We start from the raw sequence: 19178 nt of genomic DNA on the forward strand, positions 1-19178 counted from the left end.
CCCTCCCACGCCCTTTTGTTTGAAATCCAAAGGACATTCGGCACTATGGTTTCGAAGTTGAAAAAAGGGGCGCTCAACAAGATGGATATGCAGTCCGGTAAACTGCACTGGCTGGATGCTGCGCGCGGCAAGCCCGCGCAGCATGAACTCGATGATACCGACCTCAAGCTGATGCGTGCCCTCGTTTCCGACGGGCGCGCATCGGACGTGTGGCTGGGCGAGAAGGTCCATCTGTCGAGCACGGCGGTCGCCCGTCGCCGCAAGATCCTGGAGGAAGCGGGCTACATCACCCATTACTCCGCGAACCTCAACGTCCGGTCGCTGGGCTACGGGACGCTGGTTATGGTCTCGATCGAACTTGTCGCGCAAACGGAATCGGTGCTGCAGGACTTCGAGAACGCCGTGCTGCAGAGCCCGTCGATGCAGTTCTGCGCCTTCGTCACGGGCGACACCGACTTCCTCATGATCCTCAACGTGCAGTCGCTGGAGGACTACGACATGATCTACCGCAAGGAACTGTCGGTGCTCCCGCACGTGCGGCGCATCCGCAGCAGCTTCGTCCTGCGCGAAGTGGCCAGCCGCCAGATCGCCCCGGTCATTCTAGCAGGGCGTTGATGGCCCTGCGCGTCGCCATGCCGCGGTAAGGCATCAGAGGGAAACACCCTCCGTCATTGTGAGCGAAGCGAAGCAATCCAGTGCAGTGCCTTGCCGCGGCAGGTTGCTTCGCTCGTAATGACGAAAGAGATAAAGTCAGGCGCGAAGGCGCTCCGCGTGCCAGGCGACGTGCTCGGGCATGAACGTGGAGATGAAGTAGTACGAGTGGTCGTACCCCTCCTGCATGCGGATCGTCGCAGGCTGCCCCGCCTTCTCGCATGCCGCGACGAGCAGCGGCGTGCGCAGTTGTTCGTTGAGGAAGCCGTCCGCCGTCCCCTGATCGACCAGCAGCGCGGGAACGCGCGCGCCATCCTCGATCAGCGCGCAGGCGTCATAGGCACGCCAGCCGACACGGTCATCGCCGAGATAGCCCGTCAGCGCCTTGTCGCCCCAGGGGCAGTTCAGCGGCGAGACGATCGGCGAGAAGGCGCTGACCGAGCGGAAACGATCCGGGTTGCGCAGCGCGATCGTCAGCGCACCATGGCCGCCCATCGAGTGGCCGGTGATCCCCTGACGCGCAGTGTCCACCGCGAAATGCTGCGCGACGAGCGCGGGTAATTCGGCCTCGATGTAGGAGCGCATGCGGAAATGCTGCGCCCAGGGATCACGCGTCGCATCGACGTAGAAGCCGGCGCCCTTGCCGAAGTCGTAGCTCTCATCGTCGGGCACGTCGTCGCCGCGCGGACTGGTATCCGGCGCGACGAAGATCACGCCATGCTGCGCGCATGCTGCACGAAACTCACCCTTCTCGGTGACGTTCGCATGCGTGCACGTGAGCCCGGAGAGATACCATAGTACCGGCAGCTTCGTGCCCGGCTCATGGTCCGGCACGAAGACGGAGAACGTCATCGGCGTTCCGGTCTCGGCGCTGTCGTGGCGATAGACGCCCTGCGTGCCGCCGTGGCCGCGGTTGGTGGAAATCGTCTCCAGGCTCATCGCATCAGGCCTTCGGTGCCTGCCAGATGCAGAGCTTGTTGCCGGTCGGATCGCGCAAGTACGCGCCGTAGGCACCAGGGAACATCTCGCGCGGACCGGGCGCACCTTCACAGGTGCCGCCTGCAGCGAGACCTGCAGCATGGGCGGCATCGACCGCCTCGGGGCCGGGTGCGGCAAAGCCGATCGTGCCGCCGTTGGCGAAGCTCGGCGCATTGCCGTCGCGCGGGGTCACCGCCGCGAAGAAGCCGCCGGACGTCGCGTATCCGACGCCGTGCCCTTCGCCGATCAAGTTGCCCTCGCCATGACCGAGCGCGCCGAGAACGGCATCGTAGAAGGTCTTGGCGGCCGGAACGTCATTGGCGCCGACCATGATATGCGTGAACATCGAAATTTCCCTCTTCAGAAGACCACGACCGAGCGAATGGATTCGCCCGCGTGCATCAAGTCAAAGCCCTTGTTGATTTCTTCAAGGCCCATGACGTGGGTTATCATCGGGTCGATCTCGATCTTGCCGGTCATGTACATGTCGACGATCTTGGGCACGTCGGTACGGCCCTTGGCGCCGCCGAACGCGGTGCCGCGCCAATTGCGGCCGGTGACCAACTGGAATGGGCGCGTCGCGATCTCCTTGCCCGCCTCGGCCACGCCGATGATGATCGAGGTGCCCCAGCCGCGATGGCAGGCTTCGAGCGCGGTGCGCATCACTTCGGTGTTGCCGGTGGCGTCGAAGGTGTAGTCGGCGCCGCCGTCGGTCATCAGCACGATCTTGGCGACGATGTCCTCACGGCTCATGCCCTTGGTGTTGAGGAAGTCGGTCATGCCGAAGCGGCGGCCCCATTCCTCGCGATCGGGATTGATGTCGACGCCGATGATCCTGTTCGCCCCGGCAAGCCGCGCGCCCTGGATCACGTTGAGGCCGATGCCGCCGAGGCCGAAGATAACGACGTTGTCGCCCACCTGCACCTTGGCGGTGTTGATCACCGCGCCCACGCCGGTGGTGACGCCGCAGCCGATGTAGCACGACGACTGGAACGGCGCGTCCTCACGTATCCTGGCGACCGCGATCTCGGGCAGAACGGTGAAGTTCGAGAAGGTCGAGCAGCCCATGTAGTGAAAGATCTGCTGGCCCTTGTAGCTGAACCGGCTGGTGCCGTCGGGCATCAGGCCCTTGCCCTGCGTGGCGCGGATCGCGGTGCACAGGTTGGTCTTGCCCGAGAGGCACGACTTACACTGGCGGCATTCTGGCGTGTAGAGCGGGATCACGTGGTCGTCCTGCTTCACGCTGGTGACGCCCGGTCCCACCGCGCGCACGATCCCGGCGCCTTCATGGCCGAGGATCGAGGGGAAGATGCCCTCGCTGTCGAAGCCGTCGAGCGTGTAGGCGTCGGTGTGGCAGATGCCGGTCGCCATGATCTCGACTAGGACTTCGCCTTCCTTCGGCCCTTCCAGGTCCACTTCGACGATTTCGAGCGGCTTCTTCGCCTCGAAGGCAACGGCGGCGCGGGTCTTCATGCGGGGTGTCTCCTTTTCGCCGCGGGTTCTAGCGCCTTGCCGGATTGTCGTTAATGGGGTTCTTGGGAAAAGCATTATAACCGAGTGGAAAAAATCGTGATTGGAGCATGGGACGGCATCGAGGAATTCGTGACGGTGGCGCGGACCGGCAGCTTCACCGCCGCCGCACGCAGCTTCGGCGCTTCGGTCACGCACATGAGCCGCGCCGTTTCCCGGCTGGAGGCGAAGCTGGGCAGCCAGTTGTTCCATCGCACCACTCGCTCGCTGGGGCTGACCGAAGCGGGCCGCATCTTCTACGAGACCGGCAGCCGCCTGATCTCCGAGCGCGAGGACGCCATCGCCGCCGTCACCGCGCAGGGTAGCCCGCGCGGCAACTTGCGCATCACCTGCTCGTACACATTGGGAGAACGGTTCATCGGCCCGGTTTTGCGCGAGTATGCGCGTGAGCATCCCAGGCTCGCAATCGCCTGCGACCTCGACAACGACGTCGTCGATCTGATCCGCGACGGCTACGACATCGCCATCCGCACGGGGCATCTGGAGGACTCGCGCCTCGTCGCGACGCGGGTGGCTTCGCGGGCGATGGTCACCGTCGCCGCCCCCGCCTATCTCGCCGCGAAGGGGCGCCCACAACGCATCGCCGAGTTGAAGGAGCACGACTGTCTCGTCGGCTCGGCCGCGCTCTGGCACTTCCAGCGCGGCGAAACCTTTCGTCCGGAAGGGCGCTGGCGCTGCAACAACGGAACGATGGTGCTGGAAGCGGCGCTGGAAGGCATGGGGGTATGCCAGTTGCCCGCGTTCTACACGGCCTCGGCGATCGCGGAGGGCCGGCTGGAGGAAGTGCTGGCCGGAGAATGCCCGAACGACGAGCCGATCTGGGCCGTCTATCCGCGCCTCAAGCACCTGTCGCCCAAGGTCAGCCTGTTCGTGGCGCTGCTGCGCCGCCGATTGCCCGCTCTACTGGCAGGGGAAACGGCGAATTAGCGAAAGTCCGCCTCACTTCGTCATTGCGAGCGGAGCGAAGCAATCCAGAGCAACGTAAAGCTGCCCTGGATTGCTTCTCCGCTTCGCGGCTCGCAATGACGAAGTCCTTGGCGTCTCAGCGGCTGCCGAAGGCGTAGCGGACGTTGATACCGAACTCGCGCGGGGCGGTGGTGGTCACGCCGTTGTAAGTGCTGGTGAACGTGGTCGCCGCGCCACCCGCCAGAATGTTGCGATAGGACGTAAACAGCGGGTCGGTCCGGGTCAGCGTCTTGGTGGTGTCCAGCAGGTTCTTGGCGAAGAGCGAGACTTCCCACGCCCCCTTGGCGTCGCGGATGCCGGTAAAGATATTGACCAGACCGTAAGAGCCGAGGTTGTCGTAGATGTTCACCGGGTCGACGCGCGAACTGCCGAAGAAGTTGAACAGGCCGCGCACGTACGCATTGACGTGATCGCTCACCGCGAAGCTGTATTCGCTGGTCAGCGTTGCGCTGAACGGCGCCTGGAAGCCGGAGCGCTGGTTGACCTGGCAAGCCGAAATGTTGTCACTGCCAACCGCAGCCTGCAGAACCGGCAGCGAAGGCGCGGACGTGATCACATCCGGCACGCCGTCCCCGTTGAGGTCGTTACATGGAACCGTACCGCTCTTGATCTTGCCGATCGAGTAGCTGGCGACGAGACCCAGGTTCCAGCCGTCCATCACGTCGATCGAGACGTCGCCCTCGATGCCGTTGACCTCGACCGGGACGGCGCCGACGAAGTTGAACTGGGTCACCACCGGGTTGGCCGGATTGGTGTAGTCCACGAAGTAGACCCCGCGTCCGCCGGTGCGGTACGGATAGTTCTTGAACTTCTGGTGGTAGGCCGTCGCGTTCAGGCGCATGCGGCCGCCCAGAAGCGTGCTCTTGAAGCCCAGCTCATAGGACTTGGAGCTTTCCGGCGGCAGGTTGACGAAGCTCTCCTCCAGTTCCGACATGCGCTGGCTGAAATCGCCAACCACGTTGATACCGGGCCGCCAGGAGCTTCCCGTGCTCGCATAGACCATGAAGTCTGGCGAGAAATTGTGCTTCACCGAAGCCGAGTAGATCCACTTCTTCGCGTCCTGACCGGTCGTGGCGGTCGAGGCGCCATTGATGAACAAGCCGTTCTGCGAAGTGTAGGAGATGTGGCGCACGCCGCCGGAAACTTCGGTCCCCTCGCCCAGATGCGCGGTCAGGTTGCCGAAGAACGACTGCTCGTGGCTGGTATTGGTACGCTGGATCGCGGTGTTGACGATGCCGAAGATGGCACCGGTCGTCGCGCTCGTCGGATAGCCCAGGATGGTCGGACGGTTGAGGGTCGTCGGGTTGTCGTTCTTGTAGTCGAAGAAGCCGACGACGTAATCGAAGATGTCGGCGATGCGCGCGTCGTTCTGCAGGCGCACTTCATGCGAGGTCGCCTTGGGCGACGAATACGTATCCTGAACGGTGCCGGCGGAAAAGAAGTTGGCCTCGTCCGAATTTTCGATGCCGGTGATCTTCTGGGTATAGTGCTGGCCCTGATAGATCAGCACTTGCCCGAAGCCCGATGCCTCCGCGCGCCAGTTGTAGATGTCGTAGATCTGGTGGATCGGACGCGGCGATTCCATGATCGAGCGGCGGTCCGAACTGTCGATATAGACCGGGCTCGCAGCTGCGTCGGGGTTCACTTCGCTGAAGGACGCGACCTGGTCGTAGAGACGGGCCTTGCGGTCCATCTTCTGGTACATGCCCTCGAACTTGAGCCAGTCGGTGGGCTGCACGATAGCGGAAATGCGGCCGCTCTTGGTGCGCTGGAAGGGATCGCGCGCGGAAGTGATCGGGCGGACGCGGTCGGCCTCGTTCTCGTCCCAGACACCGGCGACGCGGATCGCGGCGATGCCTTCGATAATGGGCAGGTTGAAGCCACCCTTGAAGTTGAGCGTGCCGATATCGTTGGCAGTCATATCGGTGAAGCCGCCCACCGAGTAGAGGTCGGGCTTCTTGGCGCCGATGGTGATCGAGCCCGAAGGCGCGGCGCGGCCGCGCAGCGTGCCCTGCGGCCCGCGCTGCACTTCGATCTGCCCGATGTCGTACATCTGTTGCAGGATCACGCCCGCCGTGATCGGCGCGTCGTTGAAGTAGAATTCGACCGTCGGGTTGGTGCCGCTGGCCGAGACGTCGAAGTTGACGCCGCGCAGGCGGCCGCCGCCGCCGACGCCGTTCGCCTCGGTGGTGAGCTGGAGGCCGGGGACGAGGGTGGAGACTTCCTTGAAGTCACGGATGTTGAGCTTGGCCACGTCGTCCGCCGTAACCGTGTCGATGACTGCCGGAACATCCTGCACCGCCTCGTCGCGGCGGCGAGCCTGGACGATGATGACGTTGCCGGCGACCGCTTCGTCAGCGGAAGTATCCGCATTTTGCGCAAGGGCGGGGGTCGAGAGACCGGCCAGGCTGGCGGAACACAAAAGTACAGACGAAAGCAGCCTCATCACATCATCCCCATCATTGGTCTTACCGTTCCGGCCGTTCCCCCACGCGGCCTGCGAGCCGCGCGGTTCGGGAAATGACCGGCGATCACCCCGTTCTTGTGGCGGGGCCATTGTTCCCCAGGTCTCCTCGAAGCGAAACCTGTCCGGCCAATTGCAAGACTTTCGTCCCGTGATCGGCTTGCGGACCATACGAGGGGGGCGGCCTGGAATGAAGCAGTGGTAGCCAACATCTTCCCGGCGATGATGCTCCTGTTGCCATTCGCCGTGGCGATTTGTCGAAGCGCGCGCCATCAGACATGAGGTAAGTGCCGGAAATGACACTTTTCCTCAGGAATCAGCCGAAGTTCGCGGCACATGCACTTGGCTGAGGCGCCCAAGACCGAGCGCAATATTGCATTCGGTCTTACCAATTCTATCAAATGTCGCAAAATGACGGCGCTGCGCGGATTGGCTTGAGAGGTCCGCAGTGATGGTCGAATCAGCGGCTCATGGGAAACCTTCACCCGTGACACTTTACCGGCGGCAAAGTGTCATTGCTGACAAAGCGAAGCGCGGCCCGGAAAGGGGATTCTCACGATTCCGTTTATGTGCTCTATTTTGCCTCGCTATGTTCTTTCACACGCCCCTCTCCCCGCATCGCGGGCAGGCCAGCGACATGGCGGACCTGCTGGACCGCGTGGCACAGACAAGTTCGCGGCCGCGCTATGCCTTCATGGTGCTGAGCCTTATCGCGGAAATCGCGCGGCCCGATGGCAGCGCCGGGCCGTTCATCCTGCGCGAGGGCCGCACTACCCTGCTGCGCGACTGGCTTTGCGACGCCCTCGCTCCGATGGGTGCGCGCGATCCTAAGCGACTGATGCTGGCTGAAAAAGTGCGCCTTGATCTGCTCTCATCCGGCAGAGCCCCGGCTGAACCGGCCGCAGCGCAAGCGGTGATCGCCGCCGAAGTGCACGAGCGTATCCGCAAATCGGGCAAGACCAATTTGAGCCGCGCGGTATCGGAACTGGTGCAGGCCGGACTGGTCCGGCGCCATTACCAGGGCTTCCGCGTCGATCACCAGAACCGCGGAGCCGGGCGGCATGCGGTCTATACGCTGGTCGGCGGAGCCCGGTGCCTGATGGGGCGATCGGCCGCCATGCACCAGCCCGCCCCGCCGGGCCGAAGCGAAACGCGTCAGGGCGAACTCCGGCTCAACTGACCTAATATTGGCTCAATCGCCCGACATGGCGCCGCCAAACTCCGTCAAGCCGCCGCCAAGCGCCTTCACGAAGGCTACACTCGCCTGCATCCGCTGCGTCTGAACTGAGATGTAGGCGCGCTGAGCATCGAGAGCGTCGGTCTGTGCCGTCACCACGTCGAGGTAACCGGCCGCACCGTCGCGGTAGCGGGACATGGCAATGTCCCGCGTGCGCTGCGCGGCGTCGGCCGCCTCCTTCTGCGCGACGGCGGCGGAGGAAAGGTGATGCATCGCCGCGATCGCATCCTCGACCTGGCGGAAGGCGGTCAGCACCGTTTCGCGGTAGTCCGCTGCCGTCTCCTCGTAGTCCGCGCGCGAGATCTTGACCTGCGCCGAGCGGCGGCCGCCGTCGAAGATCGTCAGCAGGCTGGTGAGCGGACCGAGCGACCAGAACGTGTTCGGCGTCGTCAGCAACTGGCCATTGGTGGTTTCCCATCCCCCCGCCGCGCCCAGCGTCAGTGAGGGGAAGAACGCCGCCTTGGCCACGCCGATGCGGGCATTGGCGGCGAAGACCCGCCGCTCCGCAGCTGCGATGTCCGGGCGGCGCTGCAGCAGATCGGACGGCGTCGCCGCCGGAGGCGCGGGCGGCGTGAAATCGCCGACCGCCACCGGCAGATCGAAGCCGGACGCCACTTCGCCGACGAGCGCGGCGATCTCGTGCTCGGTGGCGGCGCGCTGGTTGGCGATCGTCGCCACTTGCGCGCGCGCATTGCCGAGGACGGTGCGGGCGCGATTGACGTCGATCCCGGAGGCGACGCCGCCGGTGTGCCGCTTGTCGGTCAGGTCATAAGCCCGGGCGAAAGCCTCGACCGAACGGTCGAGCACTTGCGCCTGCGCATCGAGCCCGCGCAGCCGGAAATAGGCGTCCGCAACCGCAGCCTGCAGACTGAGGCGCGCGGAAGCGAGATCGGCGGCGCTCGCATCCGATTCCGCCGTGGCCGCCTTCACCTGGTTGCGAATGCGGCCCCACAGGTCCAGCTCGTAATCGATCGACCCGCCCACGGTATAGTCATTATACTTGCGGGAGCTTCCGGTGCTGAGCGGCCGGTTCGCCGACAGCCGCTCGCGCGAAGCCTGCCCGCTCACGCCCGCTTGCGGGAACAGATCGGACTGCTCCACCCGCGCCGCAGCGCGCGCGGCGTCGTACCGCGCAAGGGCTGCCGCAAGGGTCGGACTGGCCTTGGCCGCGCGTGCCTCGAGATCGGCCAGCGTGGGATCGGCGTAAACGTCCCACCAAGGCCCCCTGCCCTCTGCATCGCGCGGAGTCGCGGCGGCCCAGCCGGGCATTTCCTTGAACTGCGCGGGCGCCGCGGTCTGCGGCGGTTGGTAGTCCGGTGCCATCGAGCAGGCGCCCAGCGCGAGAGCGACCGACAGGCCCAGCGTCCGGGCGAGCATGCCCCTGCCCCTGTCAACCATGGGGTCAGCCATTGCCGCCGGCCTCCTTGGCGCCCTTCCCGTCCGGCGCGGCGACGCGGACGCGGTCACCGGTGCGGATGGAGTCCGGCGGGGAATCGATAACCTTGTCGCCGGGCTTCAGGCCTACCGAGACCAGCACGGTCTTGCCCTCGTCCCGGGCGATGGTGACGCGGCGCAGCGTGACCGTCCCGTCCTTGCCGACGATCGCGACGCTCGGGCCGTCCTCCGCCGCCATGATCGCGCTGCCGGGAAGGCGCAAACCACCGCCAACTCCGTCGATGGCGAAGCGCACATGGGCGAAGGCACCGGGCTTGAGCGCGCCGTCGGAATTGTCCGCCTGCAGTTCGACCAGCATGGCGCCCGACTGGGCATCGACCGAATTGGCCGAGCGGGTCAGCGACGCCTCGAAATCGCGGCCTGCGAATTCGGGCAGATCGAGGCTGGCCTTCATCCCCGCATGGATCTGCGAAGAGTAGACCTGCGGCACACGCACGTAGATGCGCATGCGGTGTACGTCGGAGACGGTGAAGAGCGGCTGCGAGGCAGCATTGCCCGACACCACCAGCGCGCCGATCTGGGCCGAGCGACTGGTGACGACACCGCTGAACGGCGCGGAAAGCTGGGTGAAACCGCGCTTGGCATTGAGTTCGCGCACGCTGGCCAGCGCGGCATTCGCCAGCGCGGTCTTGGCCGCGAGGTCGCCCGCCTTCTCGTCCGCTTCCTGCTGTGAGACGGCATCCTGCGCCAGCATCGACTGCCAGCGCTTCGATGTCGTCGCGGCAAGGCGCTGGTTGGCGAGCGCCGTCTGGTAGTCCGCCTTGGCCTGTGCCAGCTGCTGGTCGATCTCGGGCGCGTCAAGGATGGCGAGCGTTTGCCCGGCATTCACGTGATCGCCGATGTCGGCCAGCCAGCGGCGGACGTAGCCGTTGGTCCGCGCGTTGATCGCGGCGCTGTTGTAGGCCTGGATCGTGCCCGGCAGGACGAGCCCGTCGCCGCCCTCGGCCGTGGCGGGCGAAACGACGGTGACGGTCGGAACCGCAGCGTCTGCGGCCACCGCCTCGAGGTCGTTGGTGGCGCTGATCCGGCTCGCGACGCCGAAGGCGACGACGGCCAGCGCGACGACGGCGGCGCCGATGCCGACCTTCTTCAGCGTTCCGCTGGACGGGCCGGGGACGGAAGCGGTGTTTTCAGTGATCTCGGGTTCAAGCATGGCTGGGCTGCATTTCCATCGAACGGGTCTGCTCGTCGCCATGGGTGCGGCGGCGGTGGACGAAGCTGAACACGGTAGGGACGAAGAATAGGGTTGCGATCGTAGCGCAGATCAGGCCGCCGATCACCGCGCGGCCGAGCGGGGCGTTCTGCTCACCGCCCTCGCCCAGCCCGAGCGCCATCGGCGCCATGCCGATGATCATCGCAAGCGCGGTCATCAGCACCGGGCGGAAGCGCACGAGGCCCGCCTCGATCGCCGCCTTGGTGGCATCGCCCAGTTCGGCGAGTTTTTCGCGCGCGAAGCTGACGACGAGGATCGAGTTCGCGGTCGCCACGCCCATGCACATGATCGCGCCGGTAAGGGCAGGCACCGAAAGCGTGGTCCCGGTGGCGAAGAGCATCCATACGATCCCGGCAAGCGCGGCGGGCAGCGCGGTGATGATCACGAAGGGATCGACCCAGCTCTGGAAGTTCACGACGATCAGCAGGTAGATCAGGAAGATCGCCCCCAGCAAGCCGAAGCCGAGGCCGGAGAAAGCGGTGTTCATGGTCTGGTACTGGCCGCGGATCGTGACGCTGGAACCCTTGGGCTGTTCCTTCTCGAGCGAATCTATGGCCGACTGTACGGCGGCCGCGACATTGCCGAGATCACGGCCCTGCGTGGTCGCATAGATGTCGATCACGGGCTGGATGTTATAGTGCGAGACCACCGAGGTCGTGCTCGACCGGGTAAGCGAGGCCAGCGCGCCGAGCGGCTGCGTGGGCGTTCCGGCAGTGCCCGAGACCGGGATGTCCGACAGCGCGTTCATCGAACCGACCTGATACTCCGGCGCCTGCGCCACGACCGGATAGGACACGCCGTTTTCCGGATTCACGAAGAACAGAGGGGCGGTCTGCGCCGTGCCGGCCAGCGAACTGGCAAGGCTGGTCGTCACGTCCCTTTCGCTCAGTCCGTACTGACCGATGCGTGCCCGATCGACCTCCACGTCAAGCTGCGGCGAGCGCGCGGGCTGCTGTAGCCGCATGTCGGCGATCCCGGGAATGCGCGAAAGTCTGGTCATCAGCTTGTGCGCGTAGATACGCGCGGCGTCCTGGTCCTTGCCCGCGATCTGGATGTCGATCGGCGAAGGCGAACCGAAGTTGAGGATCTGGCTGGTTATGTCGGCGGGCAGGAAGGCGAACGTGGCGCCGGGGAAGCGGCGCGGCATTTCCACACGCAGACGATCGACGAATTGCTCGGTCGGCTGGTGGCCTTCCTTGAGAGTGACCAGAACGTCGCCATCCTGCGGACCGATCGTTCCGCTGTTCGAATAGATGGTGTTGAGCGGGCTGACCGGCAGGCCGATGTTGTCGGTGACGGTGCCAAGCTGTTCTGCCGGAATGATCCGGCGGATCTCGCTGGTAATCGCCTCGAACCGCGAGGCCGAAGTCTCGATGCGGGTGCCTGCGGGCAACCGCACGTGCATGGCGATCTGCCCGGAATCGACCGCCGGGAAGAAGTTGCTGCCCAGGAATGGCATCAGTCCGAACGAGACGAGCACGATCGCAAGGAAGCCGATCATGAAGCCCTTGCTCGATCCCAACGCCCGGCGCAGCAGGCTGATGTAGACCGCCCTCACCTTTTCGAACCGCGCCTCGAAGCCGCGCTGGAAGCGGACGAACACGTTGCGCGAGCCTGGCTCTCCGGCGTTGTGATGGTTCTCGCCGTGCGGGGCATGCGGCTTGAGCAGGTACATCGCCATGGTCGGCACCAGCGTGCGCGACAGGATGAACGAGGCGATCATCGCGAAGACCACCGACAGCGCCATCGGCACGAAAAGATAGCCCGCGACGCCCGGCAGGAAGAACATCGGCACGAAGACGATGCAGATGCACAGCAGCGAGACGAACGCCGGCGTCACGATCTGCGCCGCGCCGTCGAGGATGGATTCCACGACGCCCTTGCCCTGCTCGAGGTGCCAGTTGATGTTCTCGATCGTCACCGTCGCGTCATCGACGAGGATGCCGACCGCGAGCGCAAGGCCGCCCAGCGTCATCACGTTGAGCGTCTGCCCGAAGATCGCCAGCGCCATGACGGCGGCCAGCACCGCCAGCGGGATCGACAGTGCGATGATCACCGTCGAGCGCCAGGAGCCGAGGAACAGGAGGATCATCAGCGAGGTCAGCGCGGCGGCGATCGCACCTTCGTGGATGACGCCACTGACCGCCGCCTTCACGAACAGCGACTGGTCGCCCACGATCAGGACCTTGAGCGTGTCGGGCAGCGTCTGCTGGATGGAAGGCATGGCCTCCTTCACCCCGTTAACGATGGCCAGCGTCGAGGCTGCGCCGTTCTTGAGCACGGTCAGCAGCGCCGAGCGGCTGCCATCGACATGCACGATGTTCTGCTGCTGCGCGCTGCCATCGCGCACGTAGGCGACGTCACGCATATAGATGGTGGCGCCGTTGACGACCTTGACCGGGATGTCGTTGAGCGCGTCGATCGTGCTCGGCGAGTTGTTGAGGCGCACGCTGTACTGGGTCGCACCGATCTTCACGAAACCAGCCGGGTTGATCTGGTTCTGTGCGGCAATGGCGTTGCCGACGTCCTGCGCTGAAAGCCCGCGCGCCTGCAGCGCTTGCGGATCGAGGTCGATCTGGACCTGACGCTGCTTGCCGCCGGACGGGAACGGCATGGCAAGGCCGGGCACGGTGACGAGGCGCGGACGAATCTGGTTCTGGCCCAGATCGAAAAGCTGCTGCTCGGTCAGCCCCTTGCCCGATAGCGCAAGCTGCAGGATCGGCACGGTGGAAGCGGAATAGTTGAGGATCAGCGGCGGCGTCGCACCCGGCGGAAGCTGCTTGAGGATCGTCTGCGAGATCGAGGTGACCTGCGCCGTCGCGGTGCGGATATCGACGCCCGGCTGGAAGTAGATCTTGACGATGCCGATGCCCTGGTAGGACTGGCTCTCGACGTGTTCGATGTCGTTGACGGTGGTGGTCAGCACGCGTTCGTAAGGGGTGATCATGCGATCGCCGACGTCCTGCGGCGGCAGGCCCGCATATTGCCAGGCGACCGCGATCACCGGAACCTTGATCTCTGGAAAGATGTCGACCGGCGTTCTGAACGCCGCGAGGATACCGCCGACGGCAATTAGGATGGCCATGACGATGAACGTCAGCGGGCGGTTCAGGGCGACTTTGACGATACCGATCATCGACTTCTCCATGCGCCGCGAAGACACGGTCGATCCGTGCCTCGCGACCCCTTCAACGCCATCCTCGTCGTAGACCGGCCGCACCGCCCTGCCCCGCCGCGCCCGAGGCGCAAGACGAAAGCCCGGCCGGCGATGCCGGGTCAGGAAACGGATCGGTCACCCGCCTTGTTGTTCGGGAGCGGTGTTGGCCGGCCGCATCGTGAGAGGAACCCCTCACGGGATCGCCGATGCGCGCTTGGATCTTTTCTGTCCAATATATATGGACGCATGATCAATATCCAAAACCTATCAATCGGAGCATGACCCTTGGAGCTCAGGCACCTGCGCTACTTCATCTGCGTGGCCGAGGAACTGCACTTCGGCGCCGCAGCCCGGCGCCTGGGAATCTCCCAGCCTCCCCTTAGCCAGCAGGTCCGCGCGCTGGAGGACGAACTGGGCGTGCGCCTGTTCGAACGCACCAGCAGGAGCGTCAAGCTGACCCGGGCCGGCTTGCATTTCCTGCCGCACGCGCGCGAGACGCTGGCGCAGGCCGATCGCGCCGCCCGCATTGCCCGGCTGGCGGATTCCGGAGAGGTCGGCCGTCTCAGCCTCGGCTTCTCGCCTTCGGTGCCGTTCACCCCTTATGTGGTGGACGCACTCGCCCGGTTCCGGGCGAAGTTTCCGGAAGTGAGCGTCGAACTGCACGAACTCCCGCGCGAGGACCAGATCAGCGGCGTCGAGCGCAGAACGCTGGACATCGGTATCCTGCGCGCCTTCTCACCGCTGACGCTGCTGCCGCAGATGCAGATGCTTCCGCTCCAGTGCGAGGGAATGATGCTGGCGATGCGCCGCGATCACCCGTTCACCCGGTACGATCGCCCGCTTACGCTGGCCGACATCGAAGGCGAACAGCTGATCCTCTTCAGTTCGATGAACGGCGCCGGCTTCAACGAGATGCTCGGCCTCCATTGCGAGGAACTCGGTTTCCGTCCGACCGTGTCGCTGGAGGCCGACAGCTTCGGTACACTCGTGGGACTTACCGCCGCAGGGCTCGGGATCACGATCCTGTCGCGTTCGCTTGCCCGCTTCAATGTCGATACGCTGACCTTCCGGTCGATCGAGATGCCGTTCTCCAGCCAGCTCTTGATGCTGCATTTGCGCGACGCCTCTCCGACGACGCGCAACTTCCGCAGCCTGATCGAACTGTCAGGCGAGTGACATGGCGTGCCCGCAGCCGTCAAACGGCTCGGACATCATCGGTCATTCGGCCTCGGTTGCGCTACGCCGTCTGGCATAGCTGACGACGAAGGCGTCCCACACCCGCAACCACTCGGTTTCGCTGCGCTTGCGCGAAATCCCGGGGAAGCCGGCGCGGAATGCGTCGGCCATCTGGTCCACCGCCCAGGGATGGCCCTTGTCGAGGCCGATCTTGCGAAACGCGGCTTCTCGCGCGCCGAAGCTCATGCTGCCGTTCGGGAAGTCGAGCAGGGGTTCGTCGGACGCGGCGTTTCCGGAATCCGGCCGAAGCTTGCCGCTGCCCTTCGCCGGGACCGATGATCTCGGTGCCTCTTTTGCCGCGGGAGCGCCCAGCAGCCGCAGATGCGGTCCGACCAGCTTGCGCTCCAGCGGCGCCGGCGAGGGATAAAGCACGACCTTTCGCCCGGACATGTCGATATTGGCGTTCGGGTAGACTGCCGAGACGAGTTGCATGGTCTCGCGCACGGTCTGGCGGAAACGCTTGCTGTCCGCGTCGTTGCCGAGGTGGCGCGCCAGCTGGTCCCAGGAGATTGTCTGCCCCTTGTCCACGCCGATACGCGGTAGCCGATAGGCCAGATACGTATAGAGGTCGAGCGCCGTGGGCGTGCCCTTGAGTTCGCGGATGGCGACTTCGTTGAGCGGCACCGCATGCTCGATCAGGTGCGAATAGAACCCTTCCGACATGCGGATTTCGCGCGCGAAGGCCCCGTTCTTCTCGAGCGATCCGGCATATTCGTTGGAAATCTTGACGTCGCGCACCGCGAAAGCATTATCGCCAGCCTCTGTGCCGTCCCAGCGGATCTGCCATTCGCAGGCGAGCAGGCGATCGACCTGCTCGCGCATGCGGTTCGCCGTGCCGCGCGGTCCATAGGACACGGTCTGGTAGCCGAGCCTGCGCATCCATTCGGTGAAGTTGCGCCCGAGATAGACGTCCCGCGACCGCTTCGAGACGGCCTGCGATAGCAGATAGATGAGCGCGACGCGCGGATAGGCGCCATACGGCACACCGAGACTGCGCAGCACCGGCTTGCCGTCCACCGTCTGCAGTACGGGACGCGGATTGATGGCCAGCGCATACTTGCCATCCTCGCGCAGGATGGGCTGGGTCTCGTCCTTGGGCCGCTTGGTCGGCAGCGACATGGCGCATAGCGCCGAATGGAGGAACGCCGGAACCGGTTCCTCGTCGTGGACGCGCAGAAACGCATCCATCGTCAATTGCGATCCGGCAGCCTGGGCAAGTGAACGCACCCGCGCCTCGCCGCCATCGAGCATGGCGAGCGCGTACTGGTGTCCGATCGGCTTGCTGCTATCTCCGTTCATGTCGCCCTGCTCTGCCCCGACTCAGGGACCTGTAATGTCCCGCTTAGACAACAGGTTTCGGCCTGATTGGCAAGGAGGTTGGCAGTTTCGGCAGGAATTGGCGGTTGAAACCTACAAGCTCACCGATGATCTCGGTGCCTTTCTCGCGCCACTGCCAAATTTCCCTGTTTTTCAATCAAGCCGATTCGCGAATCGGATATTGATTAGGGATTCTTGTAATAGGTATGCGCTCCGAGATCATCGGTCCCAACCGCTCCGAGATCATCGTTCAAACGCACCGTCATCATCGCTGCGCACCGTCATCATCGGTCTTTGGGGAAAACCTCGCCCCTGCGTTCGCAAACGACCGGGATGCGTTGCCCCTGAAGGGCGATTCTGCGTCTGCAGGTCGCCAACGGCACCGAGATCATCGGTCGCGCGAATCGAGGCAATAGCCGCCTTTGTTCTTTTCGGGGCAAAAAGCACGGAGATCATCGGTGGTTTTGTAACACTGGTGGACGGTCGTTGCTCGAAACTTCCAACCCGGGTAGGGTCGGGCTTCAAACTCACAAGACGGGTATCTATGGCGACGACCCCTGCTCCTTCTGACATCAGCGGCGACGAACTGCTGGAAGATAGCCTTGGCCTGCTTCACCGCAAGGCTCTCACCATCCTCAAGCGTATCCGCGACGGCGCGCTCGATCCGGAGACCGGCCACAAGGTCGGTCCCTCCTACCCGATCTCCAAGGCCGCGTCCCTGGTCGGGCGGACGGCCTCGGCGATCCGCGAGGCCGAGCGCGACGGCCGCCTGCCCGAGCGAGACCGCACCGCGTCCGGGCACCGGGTACAATATACGCTGGAGGAACTCGATCACATGCGCGCCGTCTTCGGCACGCGGCCGTGGCGCGCGCCGGGCGATACTCCGGCGATCCTTTCGGTGTCGAACTTCAAGGGCGGCGTCGGCAAGTCCACCCTCGCCCTGCATATGGCGCAGCACTTCGCGATCCGCGGCTACCGTGTGCTGTTCATCGACTGCGACAGCCAGGCCAGTTCGACGATGATGTTCGGCTATCGTCCGGACGTCGATCTCGGAGAGGACGACACGCTCTATGGGCACTTCCATAATCCCGAACTGCTCGGCGTGCGTTCGATCATCCGCAAGACGCACTTCTTCGGGCTCGATCTGATCCCCGCCAATCTCAAGCTCTATAACCTGGAGTACGAGATCGCCGGCTACCTGGCCCAGAACCAGAGCTTCGATATCATCGACATCATTGCCCAGGCGATCGATGAGGTCGTGGACGACTACGACATCGTGGTCATGGATCCGCCGCCGGCACTGGGCATGGTGTCGATGGCCGTGCTTCAGGCTGCCAACGCCATGGTCATCCCCGCGCCGCCCAGCGTGATCGATTTCGCATCGACCGTGTCTTTCATCGACATGGCCCGTACCACCATGAAGCAGCTGGAGCAGCTGGGGGGCAGGGTGAGGCCTGCCTACAATTTCATCCGCCTCGTCGCCAGCCGTGTGGACGACAGCAAGTCCATGCACCGCGAGATCCTGGCGATGATGCGGCAGGTGTTCGGCGGCTCGATGATCGGCTCGGTGCTCAAGGTCAGCGCCGAGATCGACAATGCCAGTTCGCGCATGAAGACGGTCTTCGAACTCGACCGCCCGGTCACCTCCCATGAGGTCCATAATCGGTGCGTACGCTTTCTCAACGACGTCTGCCATGACATTGAACAGGACGTTTTGCGCACCTGGGAAAGCCGCGCCGGGAAGGTGGATTGATCTGTTGCCACGTGGCAACGAACGACAAAACACTATAAATTCAAAGTGATGTAAAATTCGATCCGGTGATTGCCTGCAATTGGATCGAAGGCGACAATGTACACGAATACCGGTGTTGCCACGTGGCAACCGGCGGTAGGATTATACGCTGCGGCGGACGGGAAATGACTATGGCAAAGGGTAATCGCGGGTTTGGGAGCAGCCTCACCGAGGGGCTCGAGGATGCGGAGCTGGACACCTCGGCGCCGTCCGAAAGCATCATGGCCAGCCGGAGCCAGACCCTTGCGCGGCTCGCTTCGGGCAAGGTCGTGACCGACCGCACCGAATGGGTGGACCCGGCTCGGTGCCGCCCCTGGCGGTTGCACAATCGCGACATCGATCATCTCGATGAAGAGAGTTGCCGGGACCTGATCGACGCCTTCCTCTCGGCGAAGAAGCAGCGCATCCCGGCGATCGTCCGCAGGCTGACGAACGACCCTGATTACGACTACGAGATCATCGCGGGTGTCCGCCGGTGGTGGACCGTGCAGTGGCTGCGCACGCATCATCACCCCGAATACGAATACCTCGTCACCATCCAGCACGTGTCGGACGAGGAGGCGTTCCGCGTCTCGGACATCGAGAACCGCTCGCGCAAGGACATTTCCGACTGGGAGCGCGCCAACGAGTATATGCGGGCACTGGATGAGTTCTACGACGGCTCGCAAAGCGAGATGGCCGAGCACCTGAAGATCTCGCGTTCCTGGCTCAGCCGTCTTCTCGACGTCGCGCGTCTGCCCGAAGAGATCGTGGCGGTCTTTGCCGATACCCATGACATCACCGTGCGCGTGGCGAGGGACATCAAACCGCTTACCGGCGATCCGCGCGCGCTGGCGCTTATGGTCGAAGAGGGCAGGGGGGTGTGCGCTGAGCGCACCGACCTTGGCGTGAAGCTGTCCGGCCCCGAAGTCGCCAAGCGCCTGATCGCTGCGACGGTGGCCAAGACGAAAAGCGGCGGTGGTGAGCTGGTGGTCAAGGCCGGGAACGGGAAGCCGATGCTTCGCTACGCCCGCTCGGCGCGAAGCGGACTGACCTTGAAGATCGTTCCGCGCTCGGGCGCATCCACGGACGAACTGCTTGGCGCGATCCGAGGGCTGATCGAGGGATGAAGCGCGATCGAGGCAACATCATAAGGTGTTGGCCTCGAAAAACTCGAATTTCCTCTGAGGGCGTCTCTGAGCG

Annotated in this window: 15 protein-coding genes; 6 read left to right on the top strand and 9 right to left on the bottom strand. The window is 64.4% G+C overall.

All coding sequences use genetic code 11. The annotated features are described in order from the left end of the window. Nucleotides 1-45: 45 nt before the first annotated feature. Nucleotides 46-615 carry an Lrp/AsnC family transcriptional regulator gene (locus tag BES08_RS21835; RefSeq protein WP_008831466.1) on the top strand — a complete coding sequence of 190 codons (570 nt, stop codon included), beginning with the start codon at nt 46-48 and terminating at the stop codon, nt 613-615. 135 nt (nt 616-750) lie between these two features. Here BES08_RS21835 and fghA read toward each other — a convergent pair whose 3' ends face one another. The 3 genes from fghA to BES08_RS21850 are packed head-to-tail and all read right to left on the bottom strand — an operon-like array spanning nt 751 to nt 3102. After that, nucleotides 751-1590 carry an S-formylglutathione hydrolase gene (fghA, locus tag BES08_RS21840; RefSeq protein ID WP_036527101.1) on the bottom strand — a complete coding sequence of 280 codons (840 nt, stop codon included), beginning with the start codon at nt 1588-1590 and terminating at the stop codon, nt 751-753. A gap of 4 nt (nt 1591-1594) precedes the next feature. After that, the gene (locus BES08_RS21845) at nt 1595-1975 is read right to left on the bottom strand and encodes a VOC family protein (RefSeq protein WP_036527099.1); all 381 of its coding nucleotides are present in this window, start codon (nt 1973-1975) and stop codon (nt 1595-1597) included. A 14-nt stretch (nt 1976-1989) separates the two neighbouring features. Beyond that, the gene (locus BES08_RS21850; protein ID WP_036527096.1) at nt 1990-3102 is read right to left on the bottom strand and encodes an S-(hydroxymethyl)glutathione dehydrogenase/class III alcohol dehydrogenase; all 1113 of its coding nucleotides are present in this window, start codon (nt 3100-3102) and stop codon (nt 1990-1992) included. A gap of 96 nt (nt 3103-3198) precedes the next feature. On the opposite strand from BES08_RS21850, the gene BES08_RS21855 reads away from it, so the two are divergent. After that, nucleotides 3199-4086, top strand: a complete 888-nt coding sequence (locus tag BES08_RS21855; protein WP_236727383.1) for a LysR family transcriptional regulator — start codon at nt 3199-3201, stop codon at nt 4084-4086. Between the two features lie 115 nt (nt 4087-4201). Here BES08_RS21855 and BES08_RS21860 read toward each other — a convergent pair whose 3' ends face one another. Beyond that, entirely contained in the window at nt 4202-6571 is a 2370-nt protein-coding gene (locus BES08_RS21860) for a TonB-dependent receptor (protein WP_036527094.1), read from the bottom strand. A 655-nt stretch (nt 6572-7226) separates the two neighbouring features. On the opposite strand from BES08_RS21860, the gene BES08_RS21865 reads away from it, so the two are divergent. Beyond that, nucleotides 7227-7769, top strand: coding sequence for a hypothetical protein (locus BES08_RS21865; protein WP_036527188.1), 543 nt, complete (start codon nt 7227-7229; stop codon nt 7767-7769). A gap of 12 nt (nt 7770-7781) precedes the next feature. On the opposite strand, the gene BES08_RS21870 is transcribed toward BES08_RS21865, so the two are convergent. Genes BES08_RS21870 through BES08_RS21880 form a run of 3 tightly spaced genes read right to left on the bottom strand, consistent with a single transcriptional unit; the run spans nt 7782 to nt 13630 of the window. Continuing rightward, nucleotides 7782-9203: an efflux transporter outer membrane subunit gene (locus tag BES08_RS21870; RefSeq protein WP_036527092.1), complete on the bottom strand. Its 1422-nt coding sequence runs from the start codon at nt 9201-9203 to the stop codon at nt 7782-7784. A gap of 25 nt (nt 9204-9228) precedes the next feature. Then, entirely contained in the window at nt 9229-10434 is a 1206-nt protein-coding gene (locus BES08_RS21875) for an efflux RND transporter periplasmic adaptor subunit (protein ID WP_008831474.1), read from the bottom strand. Beyond that, nucleotides 10427-13630 (bottom strand): efflux RND transporter permease subunit, encoded by a 3204-nt coding sequence (locus BES08_RS21880; protein ID WP_036527186.1) that lies wholly within the window; start codon nt 13628-13630, stop codon nt 10427-10429. Before BES08_RS21880 ends, BES08_RS21875 begins: the two co-directional genes overlap by 8 nt. A 306-nt stretch (nt 13631-13936) precedes the next feature. Between BES08_RS21880 and BES08_RS21885 the strand changes: the two genes are divergently transcribed. Beyond that, nucleotides 13937-14827, top strand: a complete 891-nt coding sequence (locus BES08_RS21885; protein ID WP_036527089.1) for a LysR family transcriptional regulator — start codon at nt 13937-13939, stop codon at nt 14825-14827. Between the two features lie 42 nt (nt 14828-14869). Here the strand turns inward: BES08_RS21885 and BES08_RS21890 are convergent, their stop codons facing one another. Next, nucleotides 14870-16186, bottom strand: a complete 1317-nt coding sequence (locus tag BES08_RS21890; RefSeq protein ID WP_036527087.1) for a replication protein RepA — start codon at nt 16184-16186, stop codon at nt 14870-14872. A gap of 261 nt (nt 16187-16447) precedes the next feature. Further along, complete coding sequence (locus BES08_RS33745) at nt 16448-16660, bottom strand: hypothetical protein (RefSeq protein ID WP_197524495.1); 213 nt, start codon at nt 16658-16660, stop codon at nt 16448-16450. A gap of 88 nt (nt 16661-16748) precedes the next feature. On the opposite strand from BES08_RS33745, the gene BES08_RS21895 reads away from it, so the two are divergent. Both BES08_RS21895 and BES08_RS21900 read left to right on the top strand, forming a co-directional pair. Beyond that, nucleotides 16749-17957, top strand: a complete 1209-nt coding sequence (locus tag BES08_RS21895) for an AAA family ATPase (RefSeq protein WP_008831478.1) — start codon at nt 16749-16751, stop codon at nt 17955-17957. Between the two features lie 170 nt (nt 17958-18127). Further along, on the top strand, nt 18128-19105 hold the full coding sequence (locus tag BES08_RS21900) for a ParB/RepB/Spo0J family partition protein (RefSeq protein WP_008831479.1): 978 nt from the start codon (nt 18128-18130) through the stop codon (nt 19103-19105). Nucleotides 19106-19178: the final 73 nt, after the last annotated feature.

Source organism: Novosphingobium resinovorum (assembly GCF_001742225.1).
Classification (GTDB): domain Bacteria; phylum Pseudomonadota; class Alphaproteobacteria; order Sphingomonadales; family Sphingomonadaceae; genus Novosphingobium; species Novosphingobium resinovorum_A.

What these genes read in the sequence shown, in the direction of transcription:
- BES08_RS21835 (WP_008831466.1), top strand. Translation starts at nt 46, where the DNA reads ATGGTTTCGAAGTTGAAAAAAGGGGCGCTCAACAAGATGGATATGCAG.
- fghA (WP_036527101.1), bottom strand. Translation starts at nt 1,590, where the DNA reads ATGAGCCTGGAGACGATTTCCACCAACCGCGGCCACGGCGGCACGCAG.
- BES08_RS21845 (WP_036527099.1), bottom strand. Translation starts at nt 1,975, where the DNA reads ATGTTCACGCATATCATGGTCGGCGCCAATGACGTTCCGGCCGCCAAG.
- BES08_RS21850 (WP_036527096.1), bottom strand. Translation starts at nt 3,102, where the DNA reads ATGAAGACCCGCGCCGCCGTTGCCTTCGAGGCGAAGAAGCCGCTCGAA.
- BES08_RS21860 (WP_036527094.1), bottom strand. Translation starts at nt 6,571, where the DNA reads ATGAGGCTGCTTTCGTCTGTACTTTTGTGTTCCGCCAGCCTGGCCGGT.
- BES08_RS21865 (WP_036527188.1), top strand. Translation starts at nt 7,227, where the DNA reads ATGGCGGACCTGCTGGACCGCGTGGCACAGACAAGTTCGCGGCCGCGC.
- BES08_RS21870 (WP_036527092.1), bottom strand. Translation starts at nt 9,203, where the DNA reads ATGCTCGCCCGGACGCTGGGCCTGTCGGTCGCTCTCGCGCTGGGCGCC.
- BES08_RS21875 (WP_008831474.1), bottom strand. Translation starts at nt 10,434, where the DNA reads ATGCTTGAACCCGAGATCACTGAAAACACCGCTTCCGTCCCCGGCCCG.
- BES08_RS21880 (WP_036527186.1), bottom strand. Translation starts at nt 13,630, where the DNA reads ATGATCGGTATCGTCAAAGTCGCCCTGAACCGCCCGCTGACGTTCATC.
- BES08_RS21890 (WP_036527087.1), bottom strand. Translation starts at nt 16,186, where the DNA reads ATGAACGGAGATAGCAGCAAGCCGATCGGACACCAGTACGCGCTCGCC.
- BES08_RS33745 (WP_197524495.1), bottom strand. Translation starts at nt 16,660, where the DNA reads ATGATCTCCGTGCTTTTTGCCCCGAAAAGAACAAAGGCGGCTATTGCC.
- BES08_RS21895 (WP_008831478.1), top strand. Translation starts at nt 16,749, where the DNA reads ATGGCGACGACCCCTGCTCCTTCTGACATCAGCGGCGACGAACTGCTG.
- BES08_RS21900 (WP_008831479.1), top strand. Translation starts at nt 18,128, where the DNA reads ATGGCAAAGGGTAATCGCGGGTTTGGGAGCAGCCTCACCGAGGGGCTC.